Raw genomic sequence first — 21,314 nt, 5'->3', positions numbered from 1 at the left:
GATCTGGCCCGCAAACACCAACTGCTGCTGTTGGCCGACGAGATCTACGACAAGATCCTCTTCGACGACGCCACCCACGTCAGCCTCGCGACGGTGGCGCCGGATCTGCTGTGCCTGACCTTCAACGGCCTGTCGAAGGCCTATCGGGTGGCCGGCTACCGATCAGGCTGGCTGGTAGTCACCGGACCCACCGAGCACGCCACCAGCTTCATCGAGGGCATCAGCTTGTTGGCCAACATGCGGCTCTGCCCGAATGTCCCTGCCCAGCATGCCATTCAGGTGGCTTTAGGGGGCCATCAAAGTATCGATGATCTGGTGCTCCCGGGCGGCAGACTGCTCGAGCAGCGTGACGTGGCCTGGGAGAAACTCAACGAGATCCCCGGGGTGTCCTGCGTCAAACCGCGCGGTGCGCTCTACGTCTTCCCCCGGCTTGACCCGGAGGTGCACGACATCGTCGATGACGAGAAGCTGGTGCTGGACCTGCTACTGGAGGAGAAAATCCTGCTCACCCAGGGCACCGGCTTCAACTGGCCGGCGCCGGACCACCTGCGGATCGTCACACTGCCGTGGGCGCGCGATCTGGCCAAAGCCATTGAGCGGCTGGGCAATTTCCTGGCGAGCTACCGCCAGTAGCCGGTGGCACACTCGCACTCCCATTCGCATAGCGGACCCACCCCGCTGGGTCCGCTGGCGGCGCGGATCGTGGTCGGCCTGCTTGGGCTGACCGTGCTCGCCGTGATCGCCGGGGCGGTGGCGCTGTGGCCATCCGGGAAGAAAGCCGACATTCCGCTCCCCTTCCAGAACGCCGCGGGCGGTTCGGTGACAACTGAGGGCGGGCATGTGCTGTCCAGCGCCCTCGGCGATTGCGGAACCCCCTCCGCCGGGCAGGTGCTCACCGGCACCCCCGCACCGGGCATCGCGGGAAGCGGCACCTGCATCCAGTCCATCGTCGCCATCGACTCCGGCCCTAATTCCGGGGCCCGCACGCTGCTGGAGTTCTCCGGAGGTCCGGGGCAGCCCAGCCTTGCCGCGGGAGATCACATCCGTGTCTTCCGGCAGGTCGACCAACAGGGGGTGACCAGCTACGGCTTCTACGACTACGAACGCGGCTGGCCGCTGGCGATCCTGGCCGTGGTCTTCGCCGTCGTGATCGTCGCGGTGGCGCGCTGGCGGGGGCTTCGGGCGCTGGCGGGCATCGTCATTGCGTTCGCCGTTCTGGTGATCTTCATGTTGCCTGCGCTGCGGGACGGGGCGCCGGCCGTCCCGGTGGCCCTCGTCGCCTCCGCAGCCATTCTTTTCGGGGTTATCTATCTGGCGCACGGCATCAGTCTGCGTACCAGCGCCGCTCTCCTGGGCACCCTGACCGCGATGCTGCTCGCTGCGCTGTTGTCCTGGTGGGCAATCGAACTGACCCATCTGACCGGTTTGTCGGAGGACCAGAACAACGAGGTCGCAGCCTATCTGGGCAATGTGTCGATCAAAGGCCTTCTGCTGGCCGGTTTCATCATCGGCTCACTCGGTGTGCTCAACGATGTCACCATCACCCAGGCTTCGGCGGTGTTCGAGTTGGCTCACCTCAGCCACGGGACTCGTAAGGAGGTCTTCCTGCGAGCGATGCGGGTGGGTAGCGACCACATCGCCAGCACGGTCTACACGCTGGTGTTGGCCTACGCCGGAAGCTCGCTGCCGTTGCTGCTGCTCTTCAGCGTCGCAAACCGATCGCTGGCCGACGTAATGACCAGCGAGGCCGTCGCGACCGAGATCGCCCGCTCTGCGGTCGGCGGAATCGCGTTGTCGTTGGCGGTCCCGCTGACGACGGCGGTCGCGGCGATTCTGGCGACCCCTAACGCCGCTGGAGGAGCTCCAGCAGATACTGGCCGTACCCGGACTTGACGGCGGCGTTCCCACGCTCCTCCAGCGCCGCGTCGTCGATGAAACCCAGCCGCCAGGCGATCTCCTCCGGACAGGCTATCTTCAGACCCTGCCGGGCCTCTATCGTGCGGACGTAGTTGCTTGCCTCCAAGAGGAAGTCAGGGGTTCCCGTATCCAGCCAGGCGGTTCCGCGGGGCAGCACCTCAACCGACAGTCGTTGCCGCTCAAAGTAATGACGGTTGATATCGGTGATCTCGAGTTCGCCGCGGTCGGATGGACGCAGAGACCGCGCGATCTCCACGACCTCGTTGTCATAGAAGTAGAGACCCGGCACGGCGAAGTTCGACCTCGGGGTGGCCGGCTTCTCCTCAAGAGCCAAAGCTGTTCCCTCGGAGTCGAACTCAACCACGCCATAGGCCGAGGGGTCAGCGACCCGGTAGGCGAAGATGGAACCACCCTCGATGTCGCGGAACCGGCGGAGATTGGTTCCCACGCCGGGGCCGTAGAAGATGTTGTCCCCCAGTATCAGCGCTACAGTTCCCGAACCGATGTGATCGGCACCGAGGATGAATGCCTGCGCCAGACCATCCGGACGGCTCTGCTCGGCGTAAGTGATGTTGACGCCGAATTGACTCCCATCACCGAGCAGCCGCTGGAAATCCGACGCGTCCTGCGGCGTGACGATCACCAGGATGTCGCGGATGCCGGCCAGCATGAGCGTAGACAGGGGGTAGTAGATCAACGGTTTGTCGTACACCGGCAACAACTGCTTGCTGACGCCCTGGGTGATCGGATACAGCCGGGTTCCCGAACCGCCGGCGAGGATGATCCCGCGCATGGGTTCAGGCCTGCAGATCTTCGTCCGTCATATCCGTCGCCGCCAACGCCGACGCGAGGTCGTCGTGTCGGAACACCGCGGTGACATGGTCGTCGACTACCCGGAACGCCGAGGCGGCGGTGCTTATCTGAGCATTGTCCGCCCGCGGTGTGATCTGTTCGCCGACCACCACGACACCGTCTCGGTAGTAAACGTCGCCGACCTCAAACGTCGCATCGGTGCGCCGCGCCCAGTCCCGAAGCGCGGCGTGGCCCTGGGCTGCGCCGTGCGCGTCGCCGATCTCGATGTCATCGCTGGACAACGACACCAAGGTGCCCAGATCCGAACTGCTCAGCGCGTCGTGCCAGGCCAAGACGGTGGCAATCTCCGAGGTGCTCATGGTCGCTTTCCTCCCGATTCTGTCGCGAAGGCTCAAAGTACCCGGCCACAAGCGGGTGCCGCCGCGTTAGCCGCCGAACGGCCACAGCGGCGGCCAGATGATTTCCGATCCACCGGATTCGCCGCCTGAGCCGGAATCGTCCGAACCAGAGCCGCGAGAGGCCGATTCGCCACCGCCGGGCGACACGGTGGTCACCGACGGGGTGTAGGTCGGATAACCCACGCTCGACGGCGGGGCGGTCTGCTGGGTCGTCGGCGCCGATGACGTCGGATACGTCGCCGACGGGGAGGGGTTGGCCGTCGCAGTGACGGTGGGCGTCGGGGTGACAATGGCCGTCGGGGGGGTGGTGCTCGTCGAGTAGCGCGGCACCGGGGTGCTGCGGGTGGGCACCTGGAAGATCGGCGGCAGAAGTGGCGGGATAATCGGGATGGGAATCACGACCGGCGGGACGACGGCGGGTGCCGGTGCCGGTGCGCTGGGCGCGGGCGCAGGGGCTGGTACCGGCACTGGAGCAGGGGCGGGTGCAGGGGCTGGAGCCGGTGCAGGCGCTGGGGCAGGTGCAGGTGCTGGGGCGGGTTCATCCACCGCGAAGGACGGAGCGGGAGCCGCCTCTCGGGGTGTGGCGAAGACCGTCCGTGGCGCTTCCTGAACGACCGGAATCGGTGCCTGGATGGTCTCCGGCGCCGCCGGTGGCGGTGCGGGTTGCCCAGCCTGCGGAGGGGCCGGGGCCTGACTGTTCGAGATCACAGCGCTGTCGCCGGGCACCGGCCGCTGATCCGCGGTTGGTCTGATCGTGACGGCCAGAGAGATGACTAACGCGACCACGCCAAGGACGAACACCGTCGATAACGCGCTGCCCACCAACACGAACCGGCGTTCCGCGGGCACTTCCTCGACGTCGGGGGTCGCGACGTCCACACCGTCGGCGTCATCGTTATCGGGCAGCGCGCTGTATCCCAGCGGGGCCATGTAGCCCGCGGCCGCCATCTGGGTGGGACCGGCGGCGGTGTCCTCCGCGGGCAACAGCCCAACCGTCGAGGCCTCGTAGCGTGGTGTGTTGGCCGCGGCCAGTGCTGCCCCGCGCGCCAGTGCCAGTTCCCCGTCGTCGGGGGCATGGACGGGAAGGGAAGTCCGCGCAGCGATCTGCGGCTTCAACGCCGCAATGTCGACACCGGATCCGACCATGAACAGGGCCTGTGGCGATTGAGCGCCCGTGTTCAGCCCGGCGACCATGTCCTGCAGTTCCGCCACCGCACGGGTGGGATCGAGGGTGCGGCTGATCACCCTGACCACCGAGCCGTCGTCGCTGCGCACCACCGCCAGCGTGGCGGTATCCCGTTCAAGGAAGAGCAGGGCGGTGCGTTCGCAGTCGGCGGCCTGCCCGATCGCCTTGGCCAGGGCGCTCGCGGCGTGCAGTTCGGAAACAAGTACGACGTCGTCGATCCGCTGGGCCTTCAGCGCCTGTCGCAGGCGTGCCGCTGCCGAGTGATCTGTCCAGGCCACCCCGGTGGCGACCAAGTGATGACCGCCCTCGGCTGCGCTCTCCCGGGTGCCCAGGATTGCCGCAACAACCTGTTCGGGAGCATCCGAGGTTGCCGGACTGATACCGCCGGCGACGTCGAACGAATCCTGATCGACGGTGGGACCGCTGGCGTCGGTTCCCTCCACCAGCGCCATACGGACTGCCGTGGGTGTCATCGACACGCCCAAAACGATGTCCACGTCCACCTCCAACGCGTCTGCTGGGTGGCCTCATTCCGGCTATTTGAAACCACCGGACATGAAGCACCGACTACACCGTTCATCGACGGTCCGGGCTGCGCCGTTACACCGAAACGCGGTTAGCTGGAGGATCGGAGGAAGTTGAGGTATGACCGGGACGGAGTCGGGCCGCGCTGGCCTTGATATTTCGATCCCACCGACGCGCTGCCGTACGGGTGTTCGGCCGGACTGGACAAGCGGAACAGGCACAGTTGGCCGATTTTCATACCCGGCCACAGGGTGATCGGCAGATTCGCGACGTTGGACAACTCCAGGGTGATGTGGCCGGAAAATCCGGGGTCGATGAAGCCGGCGGTGGAATGGGTCAGCAGGCCCAACCGGCCCAGAGAGGACTTACCTTCCAGCCGCCCCGCCAAGTCGTCGGGCAGGGTGCAGCACTCTAAGGTCGCCCCCAGCACGAATTCACCCGGATGTAGGACGAACGGCTCCCCTTCGGTCGCCTGAACCAGGCTGGTCAGTTCGTCCTGCTGCTGGGCGGGGTCGATGTGGGTGTAGCGGGTGTTGTTGAACACCCGGAAGAGGTTGTCCAAGCGGACATCCACACTCGACGGCTGGACCAGCGTGTCATCGAAGGGGTCGATATCCAGCCGTCCGGCGGCGACCTCAGCGCGGATGTCACGATCAGAGAGAAGCACCCGACGAGCGTATAGTCCCGCAGCTTTTCCGCGCTGCGTCGCCACAACGTGAGCGTCGGCGGGCGTGGGTTGCTATTCTCATCAGCGCTACGTGCCGATGTAGTTCAATGGCAGAACATCAGCTTCCCAAGCTGAATACGCGGGTTCGATTCCCGTCATCGGCTCCACGCGGACGTCCGCCGCTGCCGTTCAGCGTCCCCGCAACTGGTCGATCAGCGTATAACTGTCCGGGTCGTCTGGCAGCACCCAGGCGAAGCCCTCCAGGAAGATGATCGCAATCACGTTGGCCGCGACCACACCGATGAACAACCAGATGACGGCCGTGGAGATCGTGCGCCCCGTGCTGCCGACTGCAGGCGCCTGCGGAATTCCCCGCGGCATCAGTGCCAACATCACTCCGACGTAGATCATCACGATGGCGAAGGTGACAAACGCCCAGGTGTAGAGGTGCAGGCGCAGGAACGGCTCTCCGTAGCCGGGGTCACCGGGCAGGATGTGCAGTTCGATCTGGCGGATGGATACCGATGCACCGGCAAGCACACTGATCAAGCCCATTCCCAGCCCCTGCGCGTAGCGGGCCGTGGTCAGCGTTCCCCGGCGGGCTTGCATGATGATGAAGAGCGCGGACAGGGTGGCGAGGATCATTCCGTAGCGCTGCAGCATGCAGAGCGGACAGGGGAATTCGCCCTTGACGAACTGAATGAAGAAGGCACTCAGCATCACCACGGTGTAGGCGAGAACCCAGGCGTGCAGGCCCCAGAACGTCAGGAAGCCCCACAGCCGGTTGCCGGATTCGGCAGGCTCTTCGACGATCCGCGTTTCCTCGACGACGATCTCGGTCATCAGAAGCTCAGATCCAGGACGGAGGTGACGTGGTAACGGAACAGGCCGATCATCGCCACCAGACCGACGGCCCACAAAGCGATGATCATTCCGCGCCGTGCGCCACGCCATATCAGCAGCGCGATCACGAAGAGCAGGATCATGATGAGAATGTCCACGCGCGAACATTAAGCCGTCGCCGTCGATATGTGCGGCGGTTGGTTGAATTCGATACCCGCTTGAAACACGAGGACCTCCGCGTGACACGCGGTCACCGGAGGTCCTGGTGTGAGAGGCGAGCTTAGCCGGGGAAGATCCTGACCCAGTCCACCAGCATCTGACACGGATAGTCGCCCATCGAGGCGTCCTTACCGCCGGTACCGCCGACGGCGATGTTGAACACCGGCTTCATCAGGAACCCCGGGTCGTTGAACGCCCAGTCCTTGATCGAGAATGCCGGTACCTCGAAGTAGGGCTCCATGCCGGGCTCGAAGTCCCGCCAGAACTTCATTCCGGCGGTGTTCCAGGTCAGCCGCCAGGTGTGCCACTGGTCATCGACGGGGATCGGCTGTGTGGCGAAGGCGGTGCCGTCCAGACGGGCGTGCACCGTCGTGCCCGACGGCCACTCCATGTTGCCGTACCACTCGATGAGGTCCACCTCGCCGCCGCGCGGCTTGCTCTCGTTGACCACCCACCAGGCCGGCCAGGCACCGGGGGTCAGGCACTCCAACTTCACTCGCGCCTCAAAGGTGTGGTTGATCGGCGCGGCGAAGTTACCCACCACCTTGCCGCTGGTGTAGGTGTTCGACTGATTCGTGCCATTGGGGTTGCGCGTCGCGCGGATGACGAGGTTGGAGTTGCCGTCAAGGAAGACGTTCTCCCGGGAGTCGCGGTACTGGCCCATGTTCTCCGGGCGGTCCCAGAAAACCGGCTTCTTGATCAGTTCGCGCCGTTGCGCGATGCTCCACAGCGCCGGGTTCGGCGGAGCCCCGGCGGGGCCGTCGAACTCGTCACCCATGATTCCGGGGACAGCCGCCGCCGGCGGGGGCGCGCCGAACGGGGCCGCCGCGGGCGGCGGCGGGGGCGCTCCGGGAGCGGGAGGCATCGGTCCGGGTGGCGGAGCGCCCGGGGGCGGGGGCGGGCCAGGCAGCGGCGGCTCCGGGTTGGCGCCAGCCGTGGCTGGGACCGCCACGGCGGCGAGGCCCAAGCCCGCCATGACCATGGCGCTACGGCGATCCATCTTCGGCATAGCTAACAACTTTAGATGCCAACCGCAGCACTGCCTAAAAAAGGCCTGCCCCCGACAGCCCCCGCACTGCCCCCGCGGCAGGGAAAATCGGCCTTTCAACTGGCATAACACCGATCACAACACCGTGGGAAAAACTTCCCGAGCGGCACTTCCGATGCCCGCCGAGTGCCGCGGTGCCCCGCGAAGGGCCGGGGCAAACATCCGGTCGCAACGGCCAGGTCGGATCAGTTGACCGGGAAGCAGACCGCGACGAAGGGAATCGGTGGGCAGATCGAGATCGGCGGCAGCGGCGGAGGAGGTGGCGGTGCCGGCGGGGGTGGTGGGGCATTCCACTGGGCAGGCGCCGGGGGCGCCACCACGCACATGTTTGCGGGCGCGTCGTAGACGGTTCCCGGACCGCACTCGACGGCATTGCTCACCGCCGGGGCGGCCACCGCCGCGCCGGCGAGTGCAGCCACCACCATCGACGCCCGAAAAGTCTTTACTCCCAGAGCTAGACGGGCCACGTCCTCACTCCGATTGCTCGGGCTGCGTGTCCTCGTCGCGCGAGGCGTCAAGAACGCTCACGTCAATGCCATACGGCAGGAATCGGACACTGCGATTGGGGTCGGTGTTGAGTTTGTTGGCCCGTAGCGCCTCGAGTTCGCTCTTATACACCTGTTCCACATGAGCCTTACCGTCGGCGTCGGCGATGTAGATGGCCCACACGCCGTCGCCTGCCTCACCGGCGGTCTCCGGTTGCGGACGTGGCCTGGCGGTCGGCCGGGCGAACTGCTCGAAGAGCATGCCGAAGCCAGCCTTCTCAGGTGTGGTGTTGAAGAACCGACCGACTTGCTCGAAGGCGCTGCGCAGGCCTTCACCCGTCTCGCGCACGACGCGGTCGAAGTCGTCAGGGTCGATGCCGAACGGCCCGTTGTTATCCATGACCCCAGTGTGCGCCGGGTTTGCTGCCGGTGTCGATGGATTGCCGATACGCCCCCAGCGAAATGGGCTTACAGGACCGTCAGCGGGATCGATCGCCGTGGCTGGAACTGGAACGCCGCGCCGCCGCTGACCTTGGTGACCTGCACCTCGGGGAGTTCACCGCTGACGATGTCGGTGAATTGGAATTCAGCGGTCCAGTCGGTGCCGGTTCCGGAGACAGTGACGCCCAGGTGCGGGTCGACCGCAGTGGCGATGGCCTGGAGTGGCCGGGGGGAACCCGGGCCGCACAGGGCGATCCACGCACCGTCGTCGTGCGCGGGGGAACGGCGGATGACAAGCCGACCGGCCTCGACGTCGGCATCGACATATCCGGCCGGGTTGAGCAGCGGATGCAGACGCAGCACCGTCGCCAATCCCTCGCGATCGGTTGCCAGGCCAAGAGCGCGGCGGATTCGTTCAGCCGCCAACCCGGCAATCCCGATGAGCTGCCTGGTGCAGATGGAAGTCCCCAGATCTGTGTCATCGCCGACCCGTTTGGTCACGGCCAGGACGAAGGAGAGGTTCAACAGGTGCATCTGCAGGCACACCTCGTCGGCGATGCGCACCAGCGCCGAATGTGAGAACGCCCCGAAGTCCACATCGGACAACAACGGGCCGGAATAGTCGGCCGCCCCCTGGTCGTCGGAGGAAATCGGCGCCAACCGCCAGTCGGCGGCCCGTGTAGCAGCAATGGTCGCAAGAGCCGGAATCGGCTGGGCCTCAGGGTAAGACGGGTCGATAACGACCGTCCAGGAACAGTGCGGTTGCCGGTCGGCGGGCTGGCGCGGCGGGCGATGGATGGGCCGCACCTGGGCGCGCGGGTTGGTGGCCACCGCGGTCGCGTCGAAGGTCGGGTCCTCGATGTCGTGGCACATTCCGGTCACGAAGTTCGGACCCATCGGCTCCACATCGAGGAGCGCCCCGCAGTGGGCGAGGTGGAATTCACCGTGCCAGCGGTCGTGAACGGTGAAGCGGAAGTCCATGAACTGCGGCGGGGCACCGATGTCGAACTGCAGACCCTTGAAAATGGTGATCACGTCGTCGCCCCCGTAGTTTAGGGCTCGCTGCATCCGCTTGGTGTAGATCGGGCTGCAGCCAGCCCACTCCTCGATGGCGATCTGAAGCATTTCCTCACGGCCGAAAGAGGCGATGCACCAGGCCATTCCGGAGCGGTCGATGAGCTGGCCGATGAGCAACAGTTCAGGGACCAGGACGGCCAACTCGGCGCGGGACAACTCGGCGTAGCGGCTGCGCGGCAGGCTCACCGCTCAAACCTAGTCCAGGGCGGCGCCGGTGTGCTGCAATGGCGGAATGGCTGATCTGGAGGCGATCGAGGCGATCAAACGCGTGAAATACCGCTACCTTCGCGCATTGGACACCAAGCGCTGGGATGAATTCGCCGACACCCTGACAGAGGACATCGTCGGCCAGTACGGCTCCTCGTTGGGCAAGGAACTGCACTTCACCAACCGCGCCGACTTGGTCGAGTACATGCGGACCTCCATGCCGGCGGGGGTGATTACCGAGCATCGGGTGACCCACCCGGAGATCACACTGGACGACTCCGACGAAGCCGAGGGACGGTGGTATCTCCAGGACCGGGTAATCGTGCCCGAGCACAACTTCATGCTGTTCGGGGCAGCGTTCTACCGCGATCGGTACCGCAAGACCAGCGACGGGTGGAAGATCTGCGCCACGGGCTACCAGCGCACTTACGAGGTGGCCCAGAAGTTCGAAGGGAGGCTGACCGCGGGGCCCGCGTTGGCCTGACTACTGCGCGATGGCGATCACTGCGCCGGGTTGCAGCCAGCGGATGATCTTGACCAGCGTGGCGTCGTCGAGGGCGACGCATCCGGCGGTCGGCGCCCCGTTGCTGGTGTGGACGAAGAACGCGCCGCCGTTGCCCGGAATGCGTTCCTTGTTGACGCCCATGACGATCGCGTGGGCGTACGCCGGAATGTAAAGGTTCTCGGTGCCGCTTGCCAGCGAGGTGTTGAACGGGCAGTCGGCCTGCTTGCAGATCTGCATCGTGTTGTAGGTGGGCCCGTCGGCCGACCACCAGTAGTCGGGCGTGGTCTGGTAGTACTTCAGGCCGCCCCCGGGATTGGGCTCGGTACCGAACGCGAAGTCCAGGGAGTAGACGCCCATCGGGGTGGCCGGGACGGCGTCTTTGGCTTTCGGTGCCATTCCGGCTGAGCCGACGAGGGTGGGGATTCCGCTACCGACGGGTTGCCATCCGGTGGGGCCGCGCTGCCAGACGTCCATCTTGGCGTTGGACCCGCCGGTGCCGACGACGGAGAGCACCTGGGTGGCGTTGCCGACCTGCGGGGCGAACCAGGGGGTATCGGCCAGGCCAGGGGGCGCCGAGGCCACGGCGACGGCGGCCGCGCTCAGGGCAGCGGCCAGCGAAACAGTCAATCGGCGCATGAATCTCATCGTCGCCGTGCTGTTCGGCGAGGGTCAAGTCAAGGTTGAGGCACGGTTGGGTGTGCGGACGGCAACGGCAGTGGCCGGCGACGAGGCCGGCGGCCAGCACTCGGCCGTTTGAGGCAATCGGAGAAAGTTGCATTGGCAAACACTGCGTCTAGCCATCGTCGACTAAAGGTTGACCCCAGGCGTGTGCAGCCAAAGGTGAATAGCGTTCTGGCAAACACGCCGCTACCATCCGGGCATGTCTCACGCGCAGCATGACCCCACGCCTCCAGCGCAGCGGCCGTGGCCGGCGCAAGCCCCCGTCCAGGGTCGAGGCGCCTCGCGACTGCTGCCGGTTCTCGGTTTTGCGTTTGGCTTGCTGGGGCTGGTGGCAGGGGTGGGTGCCTGGTTCCGGGCCGCGCCGACTGGCCCACCACCCCCCGTCTATTCCGAACAGCAAGTGGCCGATGCGAAAGAGGCGGTGTGCGAGGCGTATGCGAAGGGTTGGCGTTCGCTCCAAGTAGCGGGAAGTAAGCGTAAACCCGACGGCCCTGCAGACACGTTGCCAGTTGTATCAGTTAACGGTCGAGTTGCAGAAGTTGCGGTTGGCAATTATCTGATTAATTCAGCGCAATCAAATCCAGCAGCGCCGTCTGAACTCGCGGGCCTAGTGCATCGTTTAGGTAAAGCTTATCAAGATATCGTGCTAATTCAACTGGCAGATGGTTCGAGGTCAGACGTCTTGCCAATAGGGGAAGATGCCGATGAAGTCAGGGCGGAAATCGAAAAAATATGTCCGTAGTCGACCTACCACCTGGCGATTGGACGCCGATTCTAATTGGCGATCAGTGGCCGAGTACCACTTCTCTAGAAGCGGCGTTTCAGGCTGCGGCAACACGCGGAGGACTGGCATTGCAGTTTGAGAACTATAGCGAACTCTTAGCTCTAATCAGGTCTCAAAATCTATCTCTGCAAGAGGGGAACACCGGGGAGGATGCTCGTTCTCAATTCGACTCGGGAATAGTCACTGCTCGCCACATCGGCGAAGTAAGCAGCTTGAAGAGCAAGTCATATGAGATCGCTTACAGCAGTGTCGTGTATTTAAAGAATTTGCTAGGGGAGCTAGCAGCAGAGGGAAACCACCGGATCCATCAATCGAACACTTCAATGGCGACACTTCCCGAGAAGATCGCGGCAATACTTGAAATAGTCACTGAAATACGAGGACGAGCGCTTTCAAAAGTCGCAATTTGCGCGGGTGAAATTAGTTCCGCAATTTCCGATCTGCTTGTTGCGCAAGGGATAGATATGTCGCCACAGACTTTGGCTGCCGCACATGGACTGACGCCAATAGTGTTCAAGCCGCCAGACTCAGATGAATTAAGCCGAAAAATAAGCCGGAATATAGGTGAACTCAATCACTCCACGAACGCAGACGTTCCTGCCAGTAGTTCCGATCTCACAGATATTGGCGCTCGCCACAGGGCCCTACCGACTACCAGTCTTGGCGTAACCGACGTCGGCACCACACCAGCGCCTTCACGTCCGGACACCGCTACCAGCCACTTGCCAGCCAGTACTAGTCCCGGCGTCACCGACATCGCCACCAACCAATCAGCGGCAAGTGCCGGCTTGACTGCCCCCGACCTGCCACCCAGCACCAGCGTCGCCGCCTCTGACATCGCCACCAACGGCACAGCGGCTGCAACCGCGCCGACTACCAGCCGCTACACGACCGACATCAGCGCAAACAACCAGGTGCCAAGTCATAACACTCCGCCGGCAACCAGCTTTGGCATTGGAACTACCGAAGTCGCAACGGCGCCGCCGTTTTCCTCTGCAACCCCCACGGCCGCAGGGTCGGCGACGACTACCGACACAACACCAATCACGGCCTCTCCCAGCGTCGACGTAGCACCACACGCCCCCGCCGCACTAGCCCCCAACGACCTGGCCCAGAGCCTCAGCACCGGCAACCACCCCGGCGCACCGATTTCCGCGATGGCCGAGGCTATTTCGACCACCGCAGCAAGTCCCGTTCATACCGCACCACCCCCACTGACCACACCAGTCGATACATTCGCTCCAACCCCGCCCGTCGTCGAGGTGGCCCATACCGGGGCGCCGCCCACCCAAATAGCCCCAGCATCAACGGAACTCACCCAGACTGTCCTCACACCCGCCGCAGCGGCGGCTTCCCCTGTGGCGCCGCCGTCAGTCAGCGCCGGCCCAGTCGCCGTGTCCGGCCCGGCACCGTCGGGTGGCCTCATCGCATACGGCGCCGACCTGAGGCCGCCAGCCGTCACAGCCGCTGTCGCGGCACCACCGATCCCTGCCGCGCCTGGTTCGGCACCGGTCAACCCCTCCGGTGGCGCGACCGCAGCCGGTCAACCAACAGTCCTACGCCAACAGACCTCGGCTGCAACACCACTGGCGGCGGTGCCCGAACTGACTGAACGAGCTGTCGCCGCCACGGCGACCGGTGCCGCAGCCGGTGCAACCGCAGCGCACGGCGCAGCCGAGAGCCGACTGCGTGCGCTGCTCGCCTCTGTTGCCAGACAGCAGCCCCAGTTGCATTGGGCCATTGGGGATCTCGAAGACGGCAGCACCGTCTTGGTCACCGATCTCGCAGGCGGCTGGATTCCCCCAGCCATCGGCATCCCGACCGGCGTGCGATTGCTCCCCCCTGGTGTCCGGCACAAGAGAATCGACGGGCTTCTTGGCGCCACCACACGCACCGCTGCCTACGAACCTGGCCAGTACCTCGCTCCGGCCAGTGAGCCGGTCCAAACGTCGATCCGGGCGCGAGACACCGCCGCGGTGGAAGACCTCGGCTGGGAACTCTCGCAGGCCACCAAGTGGCGCGACGGGCTGCCGCGGCTCGCTCATACCCTGGCCAAGGCGGTCTCGGCCAGGACAGGCTGTCTTGATTCCGAAGTGACGCTGCTGCGTGAGCACCTCGACGCGCTGACGAGATCGGTGCTGGCACAGTATCCGGTGACTGTCAGGCCCGACGAGGTGGGCAACTGGCAACTCCTGGCAACCGTCGACGCCCTGCTCAACGGCGCCGAGAACCTTGCCAACTACCACTTCGCCTGGTTTCGCGCCCAGGCCCTCACGCGGGGGGGACACCGATGACGGGTGGTCAGCTCAACGCCAATGTCGAGCAGTACCTGCAAGCGGCCGCATCGAACACACCGCCACCGACGATCCACTCCGACCCCGTGGTTGCGGGCATCACGCCGGTCGACCAGTGGATGGCGGTCTTGGCGGCGGCGGCCAACCTCAGTGATTCCGCAGACAACGCCCGGGCCGCGGCAGAACACGCCGAGCGGGACGCCAAGATGAGAGAAGCTGCCGAGAAGTTCTCAGCCCAAGATGAGCAAGCCGCCGCAGAGCTGAAAAGCATTACCTCCGAACCGTATATCCATACCGACACCGCAGGCGCCGCGCCGGCTAACCCCGCCACGGCGGCTCAGCAGTTACCGCAGATGGCCTCCGGCATCGCCGGCGTGCTGGCCGGTGCCGTCGGCGGCGCCCTGCAACCGCTCACCCAGATGCCCCAGCAGGCCGCCCAGGCACTGCAACAGGCCATGCAGGCCGGGACCGGGCTGCTGCAACAGGTGGGGGGCGGGGCATCCCTGCCCTTCGAGGACGCCGACCTTGCCGCCGCACCACCATCAGAGGACTTCGGCCTGGACAGCGATGGCATCGGCGCTCCCGGTGCTGCCCAGGCCGGTGCGGTTGACCTCGGCGGCGGGGGCATCGGCGTGGGGGGCGCAGGCCTGGGACCGCTCAGTGCCACCGCGCCGACGGGTTATCTCGGCCCGCCTCCGGTACCCCCGTCGTCGGTCAGCACCGCACCGTCGTCAGCACCGATCACCCCGGTTACGACACCCGGCCCCGCCATTGCTCACACGCCGGGCGGAACCGGCATGGCCGGTATGCCCCTGGTTCCACCCGGTGCACTGGGCGCGACCCAGAACACCGACAAGGACGACAAGGCCGACACCAAGCGGGTTTCGGTCGCACCGGTCCGAAACGGCGCGCCGGTTCAAGGCCGCCTGACGGCGCCGCCGGAGGTGTCGCCGGTCACCACCAAGGTAGACGGCAAACCTGTGGTCACCCGCCGGATCGTCGGACCTACCGATGCTGCGTCAGCCGAGACCAAGTCTGGCTCGTGACCTTGGCTGACGCCTGGGGAACCGGCCACCACACCACTGCCACACACATCAGGTAGTACAGAAACCCCAGGACCCAACCGGCCAGCACATCGGAGGGGTGGTGGACGTTGAGCGCAACACGCGCCACTCCCACCAACACGATCAACGTGAACGCCACGACGCCGGCGTGCCTGCGCATGGACGCACTCAGATGCGGCCAGAGCACCGTGATGAACGCCAGGGCACCCACGGTCATCCCGAGGGCGTGGCCAGACGGGAAGGCCGTCGACGTTTCCAGCGCCAGCGCAGTGTCCGGGCGGGGGCGATCGGCGAGCGCTTTCGCGGTGACGGTGACCAGGCCCATCGCCCCGAGGGTGAGCACTAGAAACACCGCCGCGCGGGTCTTGCCACGCACCACGGCGGCAATCACAGCTACGACCGCCACGATGCGCAAGACGGTGGGGCTCAGCACGTCGGAAACCGCCCGCCAGAATCCGATCCAGCCGGGATGATGGGCGCTGCCATCGTGGAATTGGCGCAGCACCCAGCTATCCGCAACGTCCAACCATCTCCAGTCCGTGGCTACGGCCAGCCACAACAGTGCGTAGACACCCGCTGCCAGCAAGCCCGCCGCAACCAGGACTTTCGTTGACATCACAACCAAGAAGTACACCACTTCTGATTAGCGGGACTAACATCGTCGGCGGTACAAAAGGGAGGCCCTCGGCGCCGCCCGGAAAGGCCGACCACCGATGACCTCTCCTGTCGAGATGCCCATCCCGGTGCCCGACGTTCCTGGTGCTGACGCGGGGGCGGCCGGACTGCCGAAACGATCCGATCTGACCCCGTTTCAGCGGGCCGTCGTCGACTCTTCGGCTCTCGCCGACATCGGACTGCGCACCGCCATCGCGACGGTCGTGGGGGCGACTGTCGCACCCACCATCCTCACCACCGCGGTGCGCCGTGCCGAGGCCCGCCGGGAGCGCGACAACATCGCCTTCTATGCCGACCTGGCGGCGCACAAAGACGCCGAACGGTCCTTTCCCGCACCGTCGACAGTGCCGAGTATCTCGACCCGCGCCGCCAACCCCGTCGCCGAGTACATCGCCCGCGGCAACGTTCACAATGGTTCATTTCAAAGCACGTTCGAACCGATCAACCCCGCACTGCGCGAAAAGTGGCGAAAGCTTAAGCGCAACAACATCGTCCGGTTTCAGCACTGGCGTCATTCCGATGGTCCGCGGCCGACGCTCTGCGTGATTCACGGTTTCATGGGATCGCCCTACCTGGTGAACGGTCTGTTCTTCTCGCTGCCGTGGTTCTACCGCTCGGGCTACGACGTGCTGCTGTACACGCTGCCGTTTCACGGCAGGCGGGCCGAAGATCTTTCACCGTTCAGCGGATACGGCTATTTTGCCAGCGGGATGACCGGCTTCGCCGAGGCGATGGGCCAAGCCGTCTATGACTTCAGGACCATCCTGAATTGGTTGCAGCACAGTGGTGTCGATCGCATCGCCCTGACCGGGATCTCCCTGGGGGGTTACACCTCCGCCCTGGTCGCCTCGGCCGATGACCGGCTGGAGGCGGTGATTCCCAACGTCCCGCTGGTGACCCCGGCATCGGCTTTTGACGATTGGTGGCCGGCCAGCACGGTGGTGCAGATCGCCCGCACCGTTGGCGGTCTGAGCCGCGAGGAGTCGTATTCCAGCTTCGCTTACCATTCCCCGCTGAACTATCAGCCCAAGATTGCCAAGGATCGGCGACTGATCATCACCGGACTCGGCGACCGACTCGCTCCCCCGGATCACGCTGAGGCGCTGTGGAATCACTGGGATCACTGCGCCCTGCATTGGTTCCCGGGTAACCACGTCCTGCACGTGAGTCAACCGGAGTATCTGCGCCGCACCAACCGCTTTCTGCGCCCGTTGATGTTCGACTAGGGCGACGACGAGTCAGGTTTTGATCGCCGTGACCAGGGCGATGCTGAATCAGGAGGATCCATGCCGAGGGGTCTAGAGGGAAAAGCCCTCAGCCAGTACCGCTTTCGCAGTCTGAACTGCTCCCGGAATCCAGCCCTGGTTGGGCGAAAGAGCATCGCCGCAGATGTGCACCGCCAGGCCCGGTATCGGGTTTGTCACCGCGGCGCCAAGCTGCCAGGCGGCTGGCCGAGCCCCCACAGCGGGACGGCGCCCCCCGAAAGCTCTGCCCAGCGCTGCACAGCACCGCCGATCGGTGGCGGCACCGGTATACCGTGCACCTCGGACAATGCCTCGGTGAGCATCGTCGCTGCGCCGTCGGCCAATGCCACCGGCTGGCCAGGAATCGCCTCGGGAGCGACCCATGCCAGCAGATCGGCGGGGATGTCGCCGTAGGCGTAGGCGGCGAGCAACAAGGCCGGGCTGTCCGGATCGTCGGTCAGGTAGACCGATTGACGCAGAACGGTATCCGCGGTGTGCTCCTCCGAAATTCTCATCCCGCCCAGTTCGGCCACACCGCCCGGCACTTCCGGCAGTGGCTGCGACCAAAGCCGGCCGCCGATACGCGACGTCGCCTCGAAGAGAACGGGAGAACGACGGCCGTCGCCGGCAAGCCGTGCAGCGACATAGATGCCGGCGATACCGCCACCCACCACGGCGACGTCCACGGACTCTTCGGCCGGGGGCGGAACCCGTTGTCCCACAAGCGTCCCCCGACCGTGCCGATGGCGAGGCCGGCGGCGCCCGCCACGCCGCCGAGGAGGACCTCACGACGGGAAGCGCCGCGCATCGCCACCCCCGATCACCGACTGCCAGACGATTGCGGCGACTGCCAAGGGGTCGGGCTTGCCCGCCTCAAGTGCCCGGGCGGCCGCGACGAACAGCGCGGTCGAACCGCCGCTTGTCGTTGTCGCTACGCACGCTCGATGACGTTGGCCCAGCGCGGCGTTAGACCAGCGGGCGGCCGGTGCGCATCCGCCAATTCACATCATGCAGAAGCACGTTGAATGGGAAGTTCCGGACGAACGACGGAGCCAAGTTGTTGCCCAGCTTGATCGCTGTCATGAGTGCATCGAATTCCCGCTGCTTGGCGCTGTTCCAGTCCAGTTTCATCTCGTCGCGGAAGCGTTGGGGTAGAAAACCCGTGGTGATCAGTCGGGCGAGGCTCTCGTTGATGTTCTGCAGCGGGCCGGGCAACTGCAGGCCCCTCATGCGGGCAACGGCGATGGGATACAGGAACTCCCGGATGGTCTCGTCGATGTGGACCTTGTCCAACTGCTCGTCCCAGTACTTGTCGAAGGCGGGTCGGTCGGCGGGCCACATCTCGGGACGCATCTGCAGCATGGTGCCCAGCGCCATGCTGTCTCGGTAGTGCTGATCGGCGGTCTCGTCGTCCATCTCGCCGATGAAAGTGCGGCGGATATCGACCCCACCCTTGTAGAGACACGCGGCGACCCACAGCTGTAGTTCGGGATCCAGCGCCTTGTATTTCACCGGACTCTCGTCGGTGGAGACCACTTGCGCGTGCGCCTGGGTGACCGCCTTGCGGTAGGCCTTTTGCTGCTGGGGGTTTCCGCGGGTCGCCACGGCCAGATATGTGAACGTGGTGCGTGCTCGTTTGATCGGATGGCGGTCGATGCGGCCGCTCTCGACGCGACTCTCCTTGACGCCGTACCCGACGCTGGGGTGGCTGAGTTGCATGATCACGTTGGCCGGGCCGGCTAGCAACGCGATACCGGGGATACCGTCCTCGAAGTCGGCCGGCCGAGTGAACCGGTCCAGCAGACTGCGACCAGCGGGCGGGCCGGAGGATTCGCTGACCGGGCGCTCCACCACGCTGACGACGTCGCGAGCGCTCACGCTGGGCCCCTGTCTGTGAATCTGGAAACGATTGTTTCCCGATATTGTGCCACCCCTGCGGCGATGTCAAGATTGGCCGGTGACACAGGTGCGGCCTTACGCCGGCGTGGACGCCGCTGACCGGCTCGCCCGCCGCCGATCCCAACTACTGGAAGCCGGCCTGGAGTTGCTGGGCAGCAACATCGACCCGGCCGAGTTGACCGTCCGGGGTATCTGTCTGCAGGCCGGTTTGGCCACTCGGTACTTCTACGAGAGTTTCGCCGACAAAGATGACTTCATCGGCGCGGTGTTCGACTCGGTGATCGCCCGGCTGGCCACGACGACCCAGGCGGCGGTGGCTGCCGCATCCGTGGGGGAACAGACAACGGCGGGGCTGGCCAACATCGTGCGGATGATCGAGGCTGATCGGCGGGTGGGCCGACTGATGTTCGGGGCGCAGGTGTCCAACACCACGGTGATCCGCAAGCGCCGGGAGTCCGAGGCGCTGTTCGTCATGCTGTCCGGCCAGCACGTCGAGACCCTGACCCGGCGTCCCTCCGATGAGCGGACCAAGGCTTTCGCCTACTTCGTGGTCGGCGGTGTGACCCAGGCGATCAGCGCGTGGCTGGCCGGTGACATCACGTTGAGTTCGGCTGAGTTGGTCGACCAGCTCAGCGCAATCGTCGACGCGTTCGGCGAGTCCAACCTGTTCCGGGTCTAATTCGGGTCCTATGGTCAGAGTGCTGGCGCATTTCCTACCCGGAGACTCGGTGCTCGACATGGTTGCGCCCGAGGCGGATTGGCTTGATATCCGCTGGTGCCACGAGGACGACGATCAAACCCTGATTGACGCCCTGCCGTGGGCCGACGCGGTGTGGCATGTGCTGCGACCGCTCTCCGGTGCGGATCTGCGACGTAGCACGCGGTTGCGGCTCGTGCATAAACTCGGCGCCGGGGTGAACACCATCGACTCCGAGGCCGCGACCGAACTCGGCATCGCGGTGGCCAATATGCCCGGGGCCAACGCCCCGGCGGCCGCGGAAGGGACGGTACTGCTCATCCTGGCCGCGATGCGTCGGCTGCTCGAACTCGACCGGGCCACCCGCGCCGGCAAAGGCTGGCCCACCGACGCCACGCTTGGTGAGACGGTGCGAGATATCGGCAGCTGCACCGTGGGTTTGGTTGGCTACGGAAACATCGCCCGCCGGGTCGAGCTCATCGCGGCCGCCATGGGTGCCCGGGTGCTGCACACGAGCACCGGCGACGACGGCACGCCTGGCTGGCGGCCACTGGCGGAGTTGTTGACCGACAGCGACATCGTCAGTCTGCACCTTCCGCTCACCACGCAGAGTCAGGGATTGATCGGCAGGGCGGCACTCGCGCTGATGAAGCCGGCAGCCCTGCTGATCAACACGTCCCGAGGCGCCATCGTTGACGAGGACGCACTCACCGAGGCGCTGCGCGAGGGACGGTTGGCCGCCGCGGGCCTCGACGTGTTCGCCTGCGAACCGGTCGACCCCGGAAACCCCCTGCTGGCGTTGGACAACGTCGTGGTGACCCCGCACGTGGTGTGGTTCACCAGAGACACCATGCGCCGCTATCTCGCCGAAGCGATCGACAATTGTCGGCGACTGCGCGACGGCGAGGATCTGGTCAACGTGGTGAACGGGAGGTCAGATGTCCGACTCGCCGCCTATTGAGTCGCCGCAGGCCGGCGTACTGCGCGCGGTCACGGTCCGATTGGTGCCACTGCTGATGGCGCTGTACTTCGTCAACTATCTGGACCGCACCAACCTCGGCATCGCCAAGGAGGGGATCAGCGCGGACCTGCAGCTGTCGGCGACGATGTTCGGGTTGGCATCCGGCATCTTCTTCATCGGCTACGTGCTGGTGGAGGTCCCCTCCAACTTGGCGCTGGTGCGGTTTGGAGCCCGGCGGTGGCTCGCCCGCATCGCGGTGTCGTGGGGCATCGTCGCGGTCGCAATTGCGTTCGCGCCCAATGCCGGCACTCTGCTGGTGCTGCGCTTCCTGCTCGGGGTAGCCGAGGCGGGCCTGTTTCCGGGTGTGGTGTTCTACCTGAGCCAGTGGTTTCCCGCGGCCTACCGGGCCCGCATCGTCGGGACTTTCATGCTGGCCGTTCCGATAGCATCGGCGATCGGAACACCGTTGGCCGCGTGGCTGATTCAGGCCGGGCACGGCATATGGGGCCTGGCGGGGTGGCGTTTCATGATGATCTGCGTGGGGCTACCAGCGGTGCTGCTCGGCGTGGTCTGCTGGTTCTACCTCACCGACCGGCCCGCCGATGCGCACTGGCTGACCGCAGACCAACGGCGCTGGCTGACCGAGACACTGGCAGCCGAGGAGCACGATGTCCGAACTCGACA

At 65.4% G+C, this 21,314-nt stretch carries 24 protein-coding genes, 1 tRNA gene and 1 pseudogene; 11 read left to right on the top strand and 15 right to left on the bottom strand.

Translation table 11 applies throughout. The features are described 5' to 3' along the window. The coding region (locus ADBZ5N_RS08675; protein ID WP_526257088.1) for a pyridoxal phosphate-dependent aminotransferase at positions 1 to 633 on the top strand (633 nt) is incomplete at its 5' end. 3 nt (positions 634 to 636) lie between these two features. Continuing rightward, positions 637 to 1,893, top strand: a complete 1,257-nt coding sequence (locus ADBZ5N_RS08670) for a YibE/F family protein (RefSeq protein ID WP_526257087.1) — start codon at positions 637 to 639, stop codon at positions 1,891 to 1,893. Here ADBZ5N_RS08670 and rfbA read toward each other — a convergent pair. The 4 genes from rfbA to dcd all read right to left on the bottom strand — a co-directional run bounded on the left by rfbA (position 1,844) and on the right by dcd (position 5,506). Next, positions 1,844 to 2,710: a glucose-1-phosphate thymidylyltransferase RfbA gene (rfbA, locus tag ADBZ5N_RS08665; RefSeq protein ID WP_526257086.1), complete on the bottom strand. Its 867-nt coding sequence runs from the start codon at positions 2,708 to 2,710 to the stop codon at positions 1,844 to 1,846. The genes ADBZ5N_RS08670 and rfbA overlap by 50 nt on opposite strands. A gap of 4 nt (positions 2,711 to 2,714) precedes the next feature. Next, positions 2,715 to 3,089: a nuclear transport factor 2 family protein gene (locus ADBZ5N_RS08660; RefSeq protein ID WP_526257085.1), complete on the bottom strand. Its 375-nt coding sequence runs from the start codon at positions 3,087 to 3,089 to the stop codon at positions 2,715 to 2,717. A gap of 66 nt (positions 3,090 to 3,155) precedes the next feature. Continuing rightward, positions 3,156 to 4,811, bottom strand: coding sequence for a DUF7159 family protein (locus ADBZ5N_RS08655; protein WP_526257084.1), 1,656 nt, complete (start codon positions 4,809 to 4,811; stop codon positions 3,156 to 3,158). Between the two features lie 119 nt (positions 4,812 to 4,930). Then, positions 4,931 to 5,506, bottom strand: coding sequence for a dCTP deaminase (gene dcd, locus ADBZ5N_RS08650; protein ID WP_526257083.1), 576 nt, complete (start codon positions 5,504 to 5,506; stop codon positions 4,931 to 4,933). Positions 5,507 to 5,599: 93 nt separating this feature from the next. Between dcd and ADBZ5N_RS08645 the strand changes: the two genes are divergently transcribed. Further along, positions 5,600 to 5,673: transfer RNA gene (locus ADBZ5N_RS08645), tRNA-Gly, on the top strand. A 22-nt stretch (positions 5,674 to 5,695) separates the two neighbouring features. On the opposite strand, the gene ADBZ5N_RS08640 is transcribed toward ADBZ5N_RS08645, so the two are convergent. The 6 genes from ADBZ5N_RS08640 to ADBZ5N_RS08615 all read right to left on the bottom strand — a co-directional run bounded on the left by ADBZ5N_RS08640 (position 5,696) and on the right by ADBZ5N_RS08615 (position 9,799). Further along, positions 5,696 to 6,349 (bottom strand): disulfide bond formation protein B, encoded by a 654-nt coding sequence (locus ADBZ5N_RS08640; RefSeq protein ID WP_526257082.1) that lies wholly within the window; start codon positions 6,347 to 6,349, stop codon positions 5,696 to 5,698. Beyond that, positions 6,349 to 6,507 carry a DUF5993 family protein gene (locus ADBZ5N_RS08635; RefSeq protein WP_526257081.1) on the bottom strand — a complete coding sequence of 53 codons (159 nt, stop codon included), beginning with the start codon at positions 6,505 to 6,507 and terminating at the stop codon, positions 6,349 to 6,351. The genes ADBZ5N_RS08640 and ADBZ5N_RS08635 overlap by 1 nt, the downstream gene beginning before the upstream one ends. Positions 6,508 to 6,629: 122 nt before the next feature. Further along, positions 6,630 to 7,568: a glycoside hydrolase family 16 protein gene (locus ADBZ5N_RS08630; protein ID WP_526257090.1), complete on the bottom strand. Its 939-nt coding sequence runs from the start codon at positions 7,566 to 7,568 to the stop codon at positions 6,630 to 6,632. A gap of 233 nt (positions 7,569 to 7,801) precedes the next feature. Further along, positions 7,802 to 8,083, bottom strand: a complete 282-nt coding sequence (locus ADBZ5N_RS08625; protein ID WP_526257080.1) for a hypothetical protein — start codon at positions 8,081 to 8,083, stop codon at positions 7,802 to 7,804. A gap of 4 nt (positions 8,084 to 8,087) precedes the next feature. Further along, entirely contained in the window at positions 8,088 to 8,501 is a 414-nt protein-coding gene (locus tag ADBZ5N_RS08620; protein WP_526257079.1) for an Rv0313 family protein, read from the bottom strand. Positions 8,502 to 8,569: 68 nt separating this feature from the next. Continuing rightward, a complete protein-coding gene (locus ADBZ5N_RS08615; RefSeq protein ID WP_526257089.1) occupies positions 8,570 to 9,799 on the bottom strand; it encodes a hypothetical protein in 1,230 nt (409 codons plus the stop codon). A gap of 34 nt (positions 9,800 to 9,833) precedes the next feature. Between ADBZ5N_RS08615 and ADBZ5N_RS08610 the strand changes: the two genes are divergently transcribed. Further along, on the top strand, positions 9,834 to 10,310 hold the full coding sequence (locus ADBZ5N_RS08610; protein ID WP_526257078.1) for a nuclear transport factor 2 family protein: 477 nt from the start codon (positions 9,834 to 9,836) through the stop codon (positions 10,308 to 10,310). Here ADBZ5N_RS08610 and ADBZ5N_RS08605 read toward each other — a convergent pair whose 3' ends face one another. Next, on the bottom strand, positions 10,311 to 10,967 hold the full coding sequence (locus tag ADBZ5N_RS08605; RefSeq protein WP_526257077.1) for a L,D-transpeptidase family protein: 657 nt from the start codon (positions 10,965 to 10,967) through the stop codon (positions 10,311 to 10,313). It abuts the gene before it with no gap. On the opposite strand from ADBZ5N_RS08605, the gene ADBZ5N_RS08600 reads away from it, so the two are divergent. The 3 genes from ADBZ5N_RS08600 (at position 10,966) to ADBZ5N_RS08590 (ending at position 15,136) form a co-directional block, all read left to right on the top strand. Then, positions 10,966 to 11,088, top strand: a complete 123-nt coding sequence (locus tag ADBZ5N_RS08600) for a hypothetical protein (RefSeq protein ID WP_526257076.1) — start codon at positions 10,966 to 10,968, stop codon at positions 11,086 to 11,088. The two genes, ADBZ5N_RS08605 and ADBZ5N_RS08600, sit on opposite strands and share 2 nt — an antisense overlap. 2,303 nt (positions 11,089 to 13,391) lie before the next feature. Beyond that, positions 13,392 to 14,090, top strand: a complete 699-nt coding sequence (locus tag ADBZ5N_RS08595) for a DUF5631 domain-containing protein (protein ID WP_526257075.1) — start codon at positions 13,392 to 13,394, stop codon at positions 14,088 to 14,090. Continuing rightward, positions 14,087 to 15,136 carry a hypothetical protein gene (locus ADBZ5N_RS08590; RefSeq protein ID WP_526257074.1) on the top strand — a complete coding sequence of 350 codons (1,050 nt, stop codon included), beginning with the start codon at positions 14,087 to 14,089 and terminating at the stop codon, positions 15,134 to 15,136. The genes ADBZ5N_RS08595 and ADBZ5N_RS08590 overlap by 4 nt, the downstream gene beginning before the upstream one ends. Here ADBZ5N_RS08590 and ADBZ5N_RS08585 read toward each other — a convergent pair. After that, positions 15,096 to 15,770: a phosphatase PAP2 family protein gene (locus ADBZ5N_RS08585; RefSeq protein ID WP_526257073.1), complete on the bottom strand. Its 675-nt coding sequence runs from the start codon at positions 15,768 to 15,770 to the stop codon at positions 15,096 to 15,098. The two genes, ADBZ5N_RS08590 and ADBZ5N_RS08585, sit on opposite strands and share 41 nt — an antisense overlap. A gap of 97 nt (positions 15,771 to 15,867) precedes the next feature. On the opposite strand from ADBZ5N_RS08585, the gene ADBZ5N_RS08580 reads away from it, so the two are divergent. Continuing rightward, the gene (locus tag ADBZ5N_RS08580; RefSeq protein WP_526257072.1) at positions 15,868 to 17,055 is read left to right on the top strand and encodes an alpha/beta hydrolase; all 1,188 of its coding nucleotides are present in this window, start codon (positions 15,868 to 15,870) and stop codon (positions 17,053 to 17,055) included. A gap of 194 nt (positions 17,056 to 17,249) precedes the next feature. On the opposite strand, the gene ADBZ5N_RS08575 is transcribed toward ADBZ5N_RS08580, so the two are convergent. The 3 genes and pseudogenes from ADBZ5N_RS08575 to ADBZ5N_RS08565 all read right to left on the bottom strand — a co-directional run bounded on the left by ADBZ5N_RS08575 (position 17,250) and on the right by ADBZ5N_RS08565 (position 18,951). After that, positions 17,250 to 17,795 carry an FAD-dependent oxidoreductase gene (locus ADBZ5N_RS08575; protein ID WP_526257071.1) on the bottom strand — a complete coding sequence of 182 codons (546 nt, stop codon included), beginning with the start codon at positions 17,793 to 17,795 and terminating at the stop codon, positions 17,250 to 17,252. A gap of 123 nt (positions 17,796 to 17,918) precedes the next feature. Then, positions 17,919 to 18,032, bottom strand: a pseudogene (locus tag ADBZ5N_RS08570) (hypothetical protein); the annotation flags it as partial. A 7-nt stretch (positions 18,033 to 18,039) separates the two neighbouring features. Next, a complete protein-coding gene (locus tag ADBZ5N_RS08565; protein ID WP_526257070.1) occupies positions 18,040 to 18,951 on the bottom strand; it encodes an oxygenase MpaB family protein in 912 nt (303 codons plus the stop codon). A gap of 79 nt (positions 18,952 to 19,030) precedes the next feature. Here ADBZ5N_RS08565 and ADBZ5N_RS08560 point away from each other — a divergent pair, with 79 nt between their 5' ends. From ADBZ5N_RS08560 to ADBZ5N_RS08550, 3 genes are all read left to right on the top strand, one after another. Then, entirely contained in the window at positions 19,031 to 19,651 is a 621-nt protein-coding gene (locus ADBZ5N_RS08560) for a TetR/AcrR family transcriptional regulator (protein ID WP_526257069.1), read from the top strand. A 10-nt stretch (positions 19,652 to 19,661) separates the two neighbouring features. Then, positions 19,662 to 20,630 (top strand): 2-hydroxyacid dehydrogenase, encoded by a 969-nt coding sequence (locus tag ADBZ5N_RS08555; RefSeq protein ID WP_526257068.1) that lies wholly within the window; start codon positions 19,662 to 19,664, stop codon positions 20,628 to 20,630. Next, positions 20,608 to 21,314: MFS transporter (locus ADBZ5N_RS08550; RefSeq protein WP_526257067.1), on the top strand; the 707-nt coding region annotated here is incomplete at its 3' end. The genes ADBZ5N_RS08555 and ADBZ5N_RS08550, both read left to right, overlap by 23 nt.

The organism is Mycobacterium sp. (genome assembly GCF_044370595.1).
Classification (GTDB): Bacteria; Actinomycetota; Actinomycetes; order Mycobacteriales; family Mycobacteriaceae; genus Mycobacterium.
This window is presented reverse-complemented; position numbering and strand designations above follow the sequence as displayed.

Bases quoted from the DNA above. Each gene is read 5' to 3' on its own strand.
- ADBZ5N_RS08630 (WP_526257090.1), bottom strand. From the start codon at position 7,568: ATGGATCGCCGTAGCGCCATGGTCATGGCGGGCTTGGGCCTCGCCGCC.
- rfbA (WP_526257086.1), bottom strand. From the start codon at position 2,710: ATGCGCGGGATCATCCTCGCCGGCGGTTCGGGAACCCGGCTGTATCCG.
- ADBZ5N_RS08580 (WP_526257072.1), top strand. From the start codon at position 15,868: ATGACCTCTCCTGTCGAGATGCCCATCCCGGTGCCCGACGTTCCTGGT.
- ADBZ5N_RS08590 (WP_526257074.1), top strand. From the start codon at position 14,087: ATGACGGGTGGTCAGCTCAACGCCAATGTCGAGCAGTACCTGCAAGCG.
- ADBZ5N_RS08555 (WP_526257068.1), top strand. From the start codon at position 19,662: ATGGTCAGAGTGCTGGCGCATTTCCTACCCGGAGACTCGGTGCTCGAC.
- ADBZ5N_RS08660 (WP_526257085.1), bottom strand. From the start codon at position 3,089: ATGAGCACCTCGGAGATTGCCACCGTCTTGGCCTGGCACGACGCGCTG.
- ADBZ5N_RS08640 (WP_526257082.1), bottom strand. From the start codon at position 6,349: ATGACCGAGATCGTCGTCGAGGAAACGCGGATCGTCGAAGAGCCTGCC.
- ADBZ5N_RS08585 (WP_526257073.1), bottom strand. From the start codon at position 15,770: ATGTCAACGAAAGTCCTGGTTGCGGCGGGCTTGCTGGCAGCGGGTGTC.
- ADBZ5N_RS08605 (WP_526257077.1), bottom strand. From the start codon at position 10,967: ATGCGCCGATTGACTGTTTCGCTGGCCGCTGCCCTGAGCGCGGCCGCC.
- ADBZ5N_RS08600 (WP_526257076.1), top strand. From the start codon at position 10,966: ATGAATCTCATCGTCGCCGTGCTGTTCGGCGAGGGTCAAGTCAAGGTT.
- ADBZ5N_RS08620 (WP_526257079.1), bottom strand. From the start codon at position 8,501: ATGGATAACAACGGGCCGTTCGGCATCGACCCTGACGACTTCGACCGC.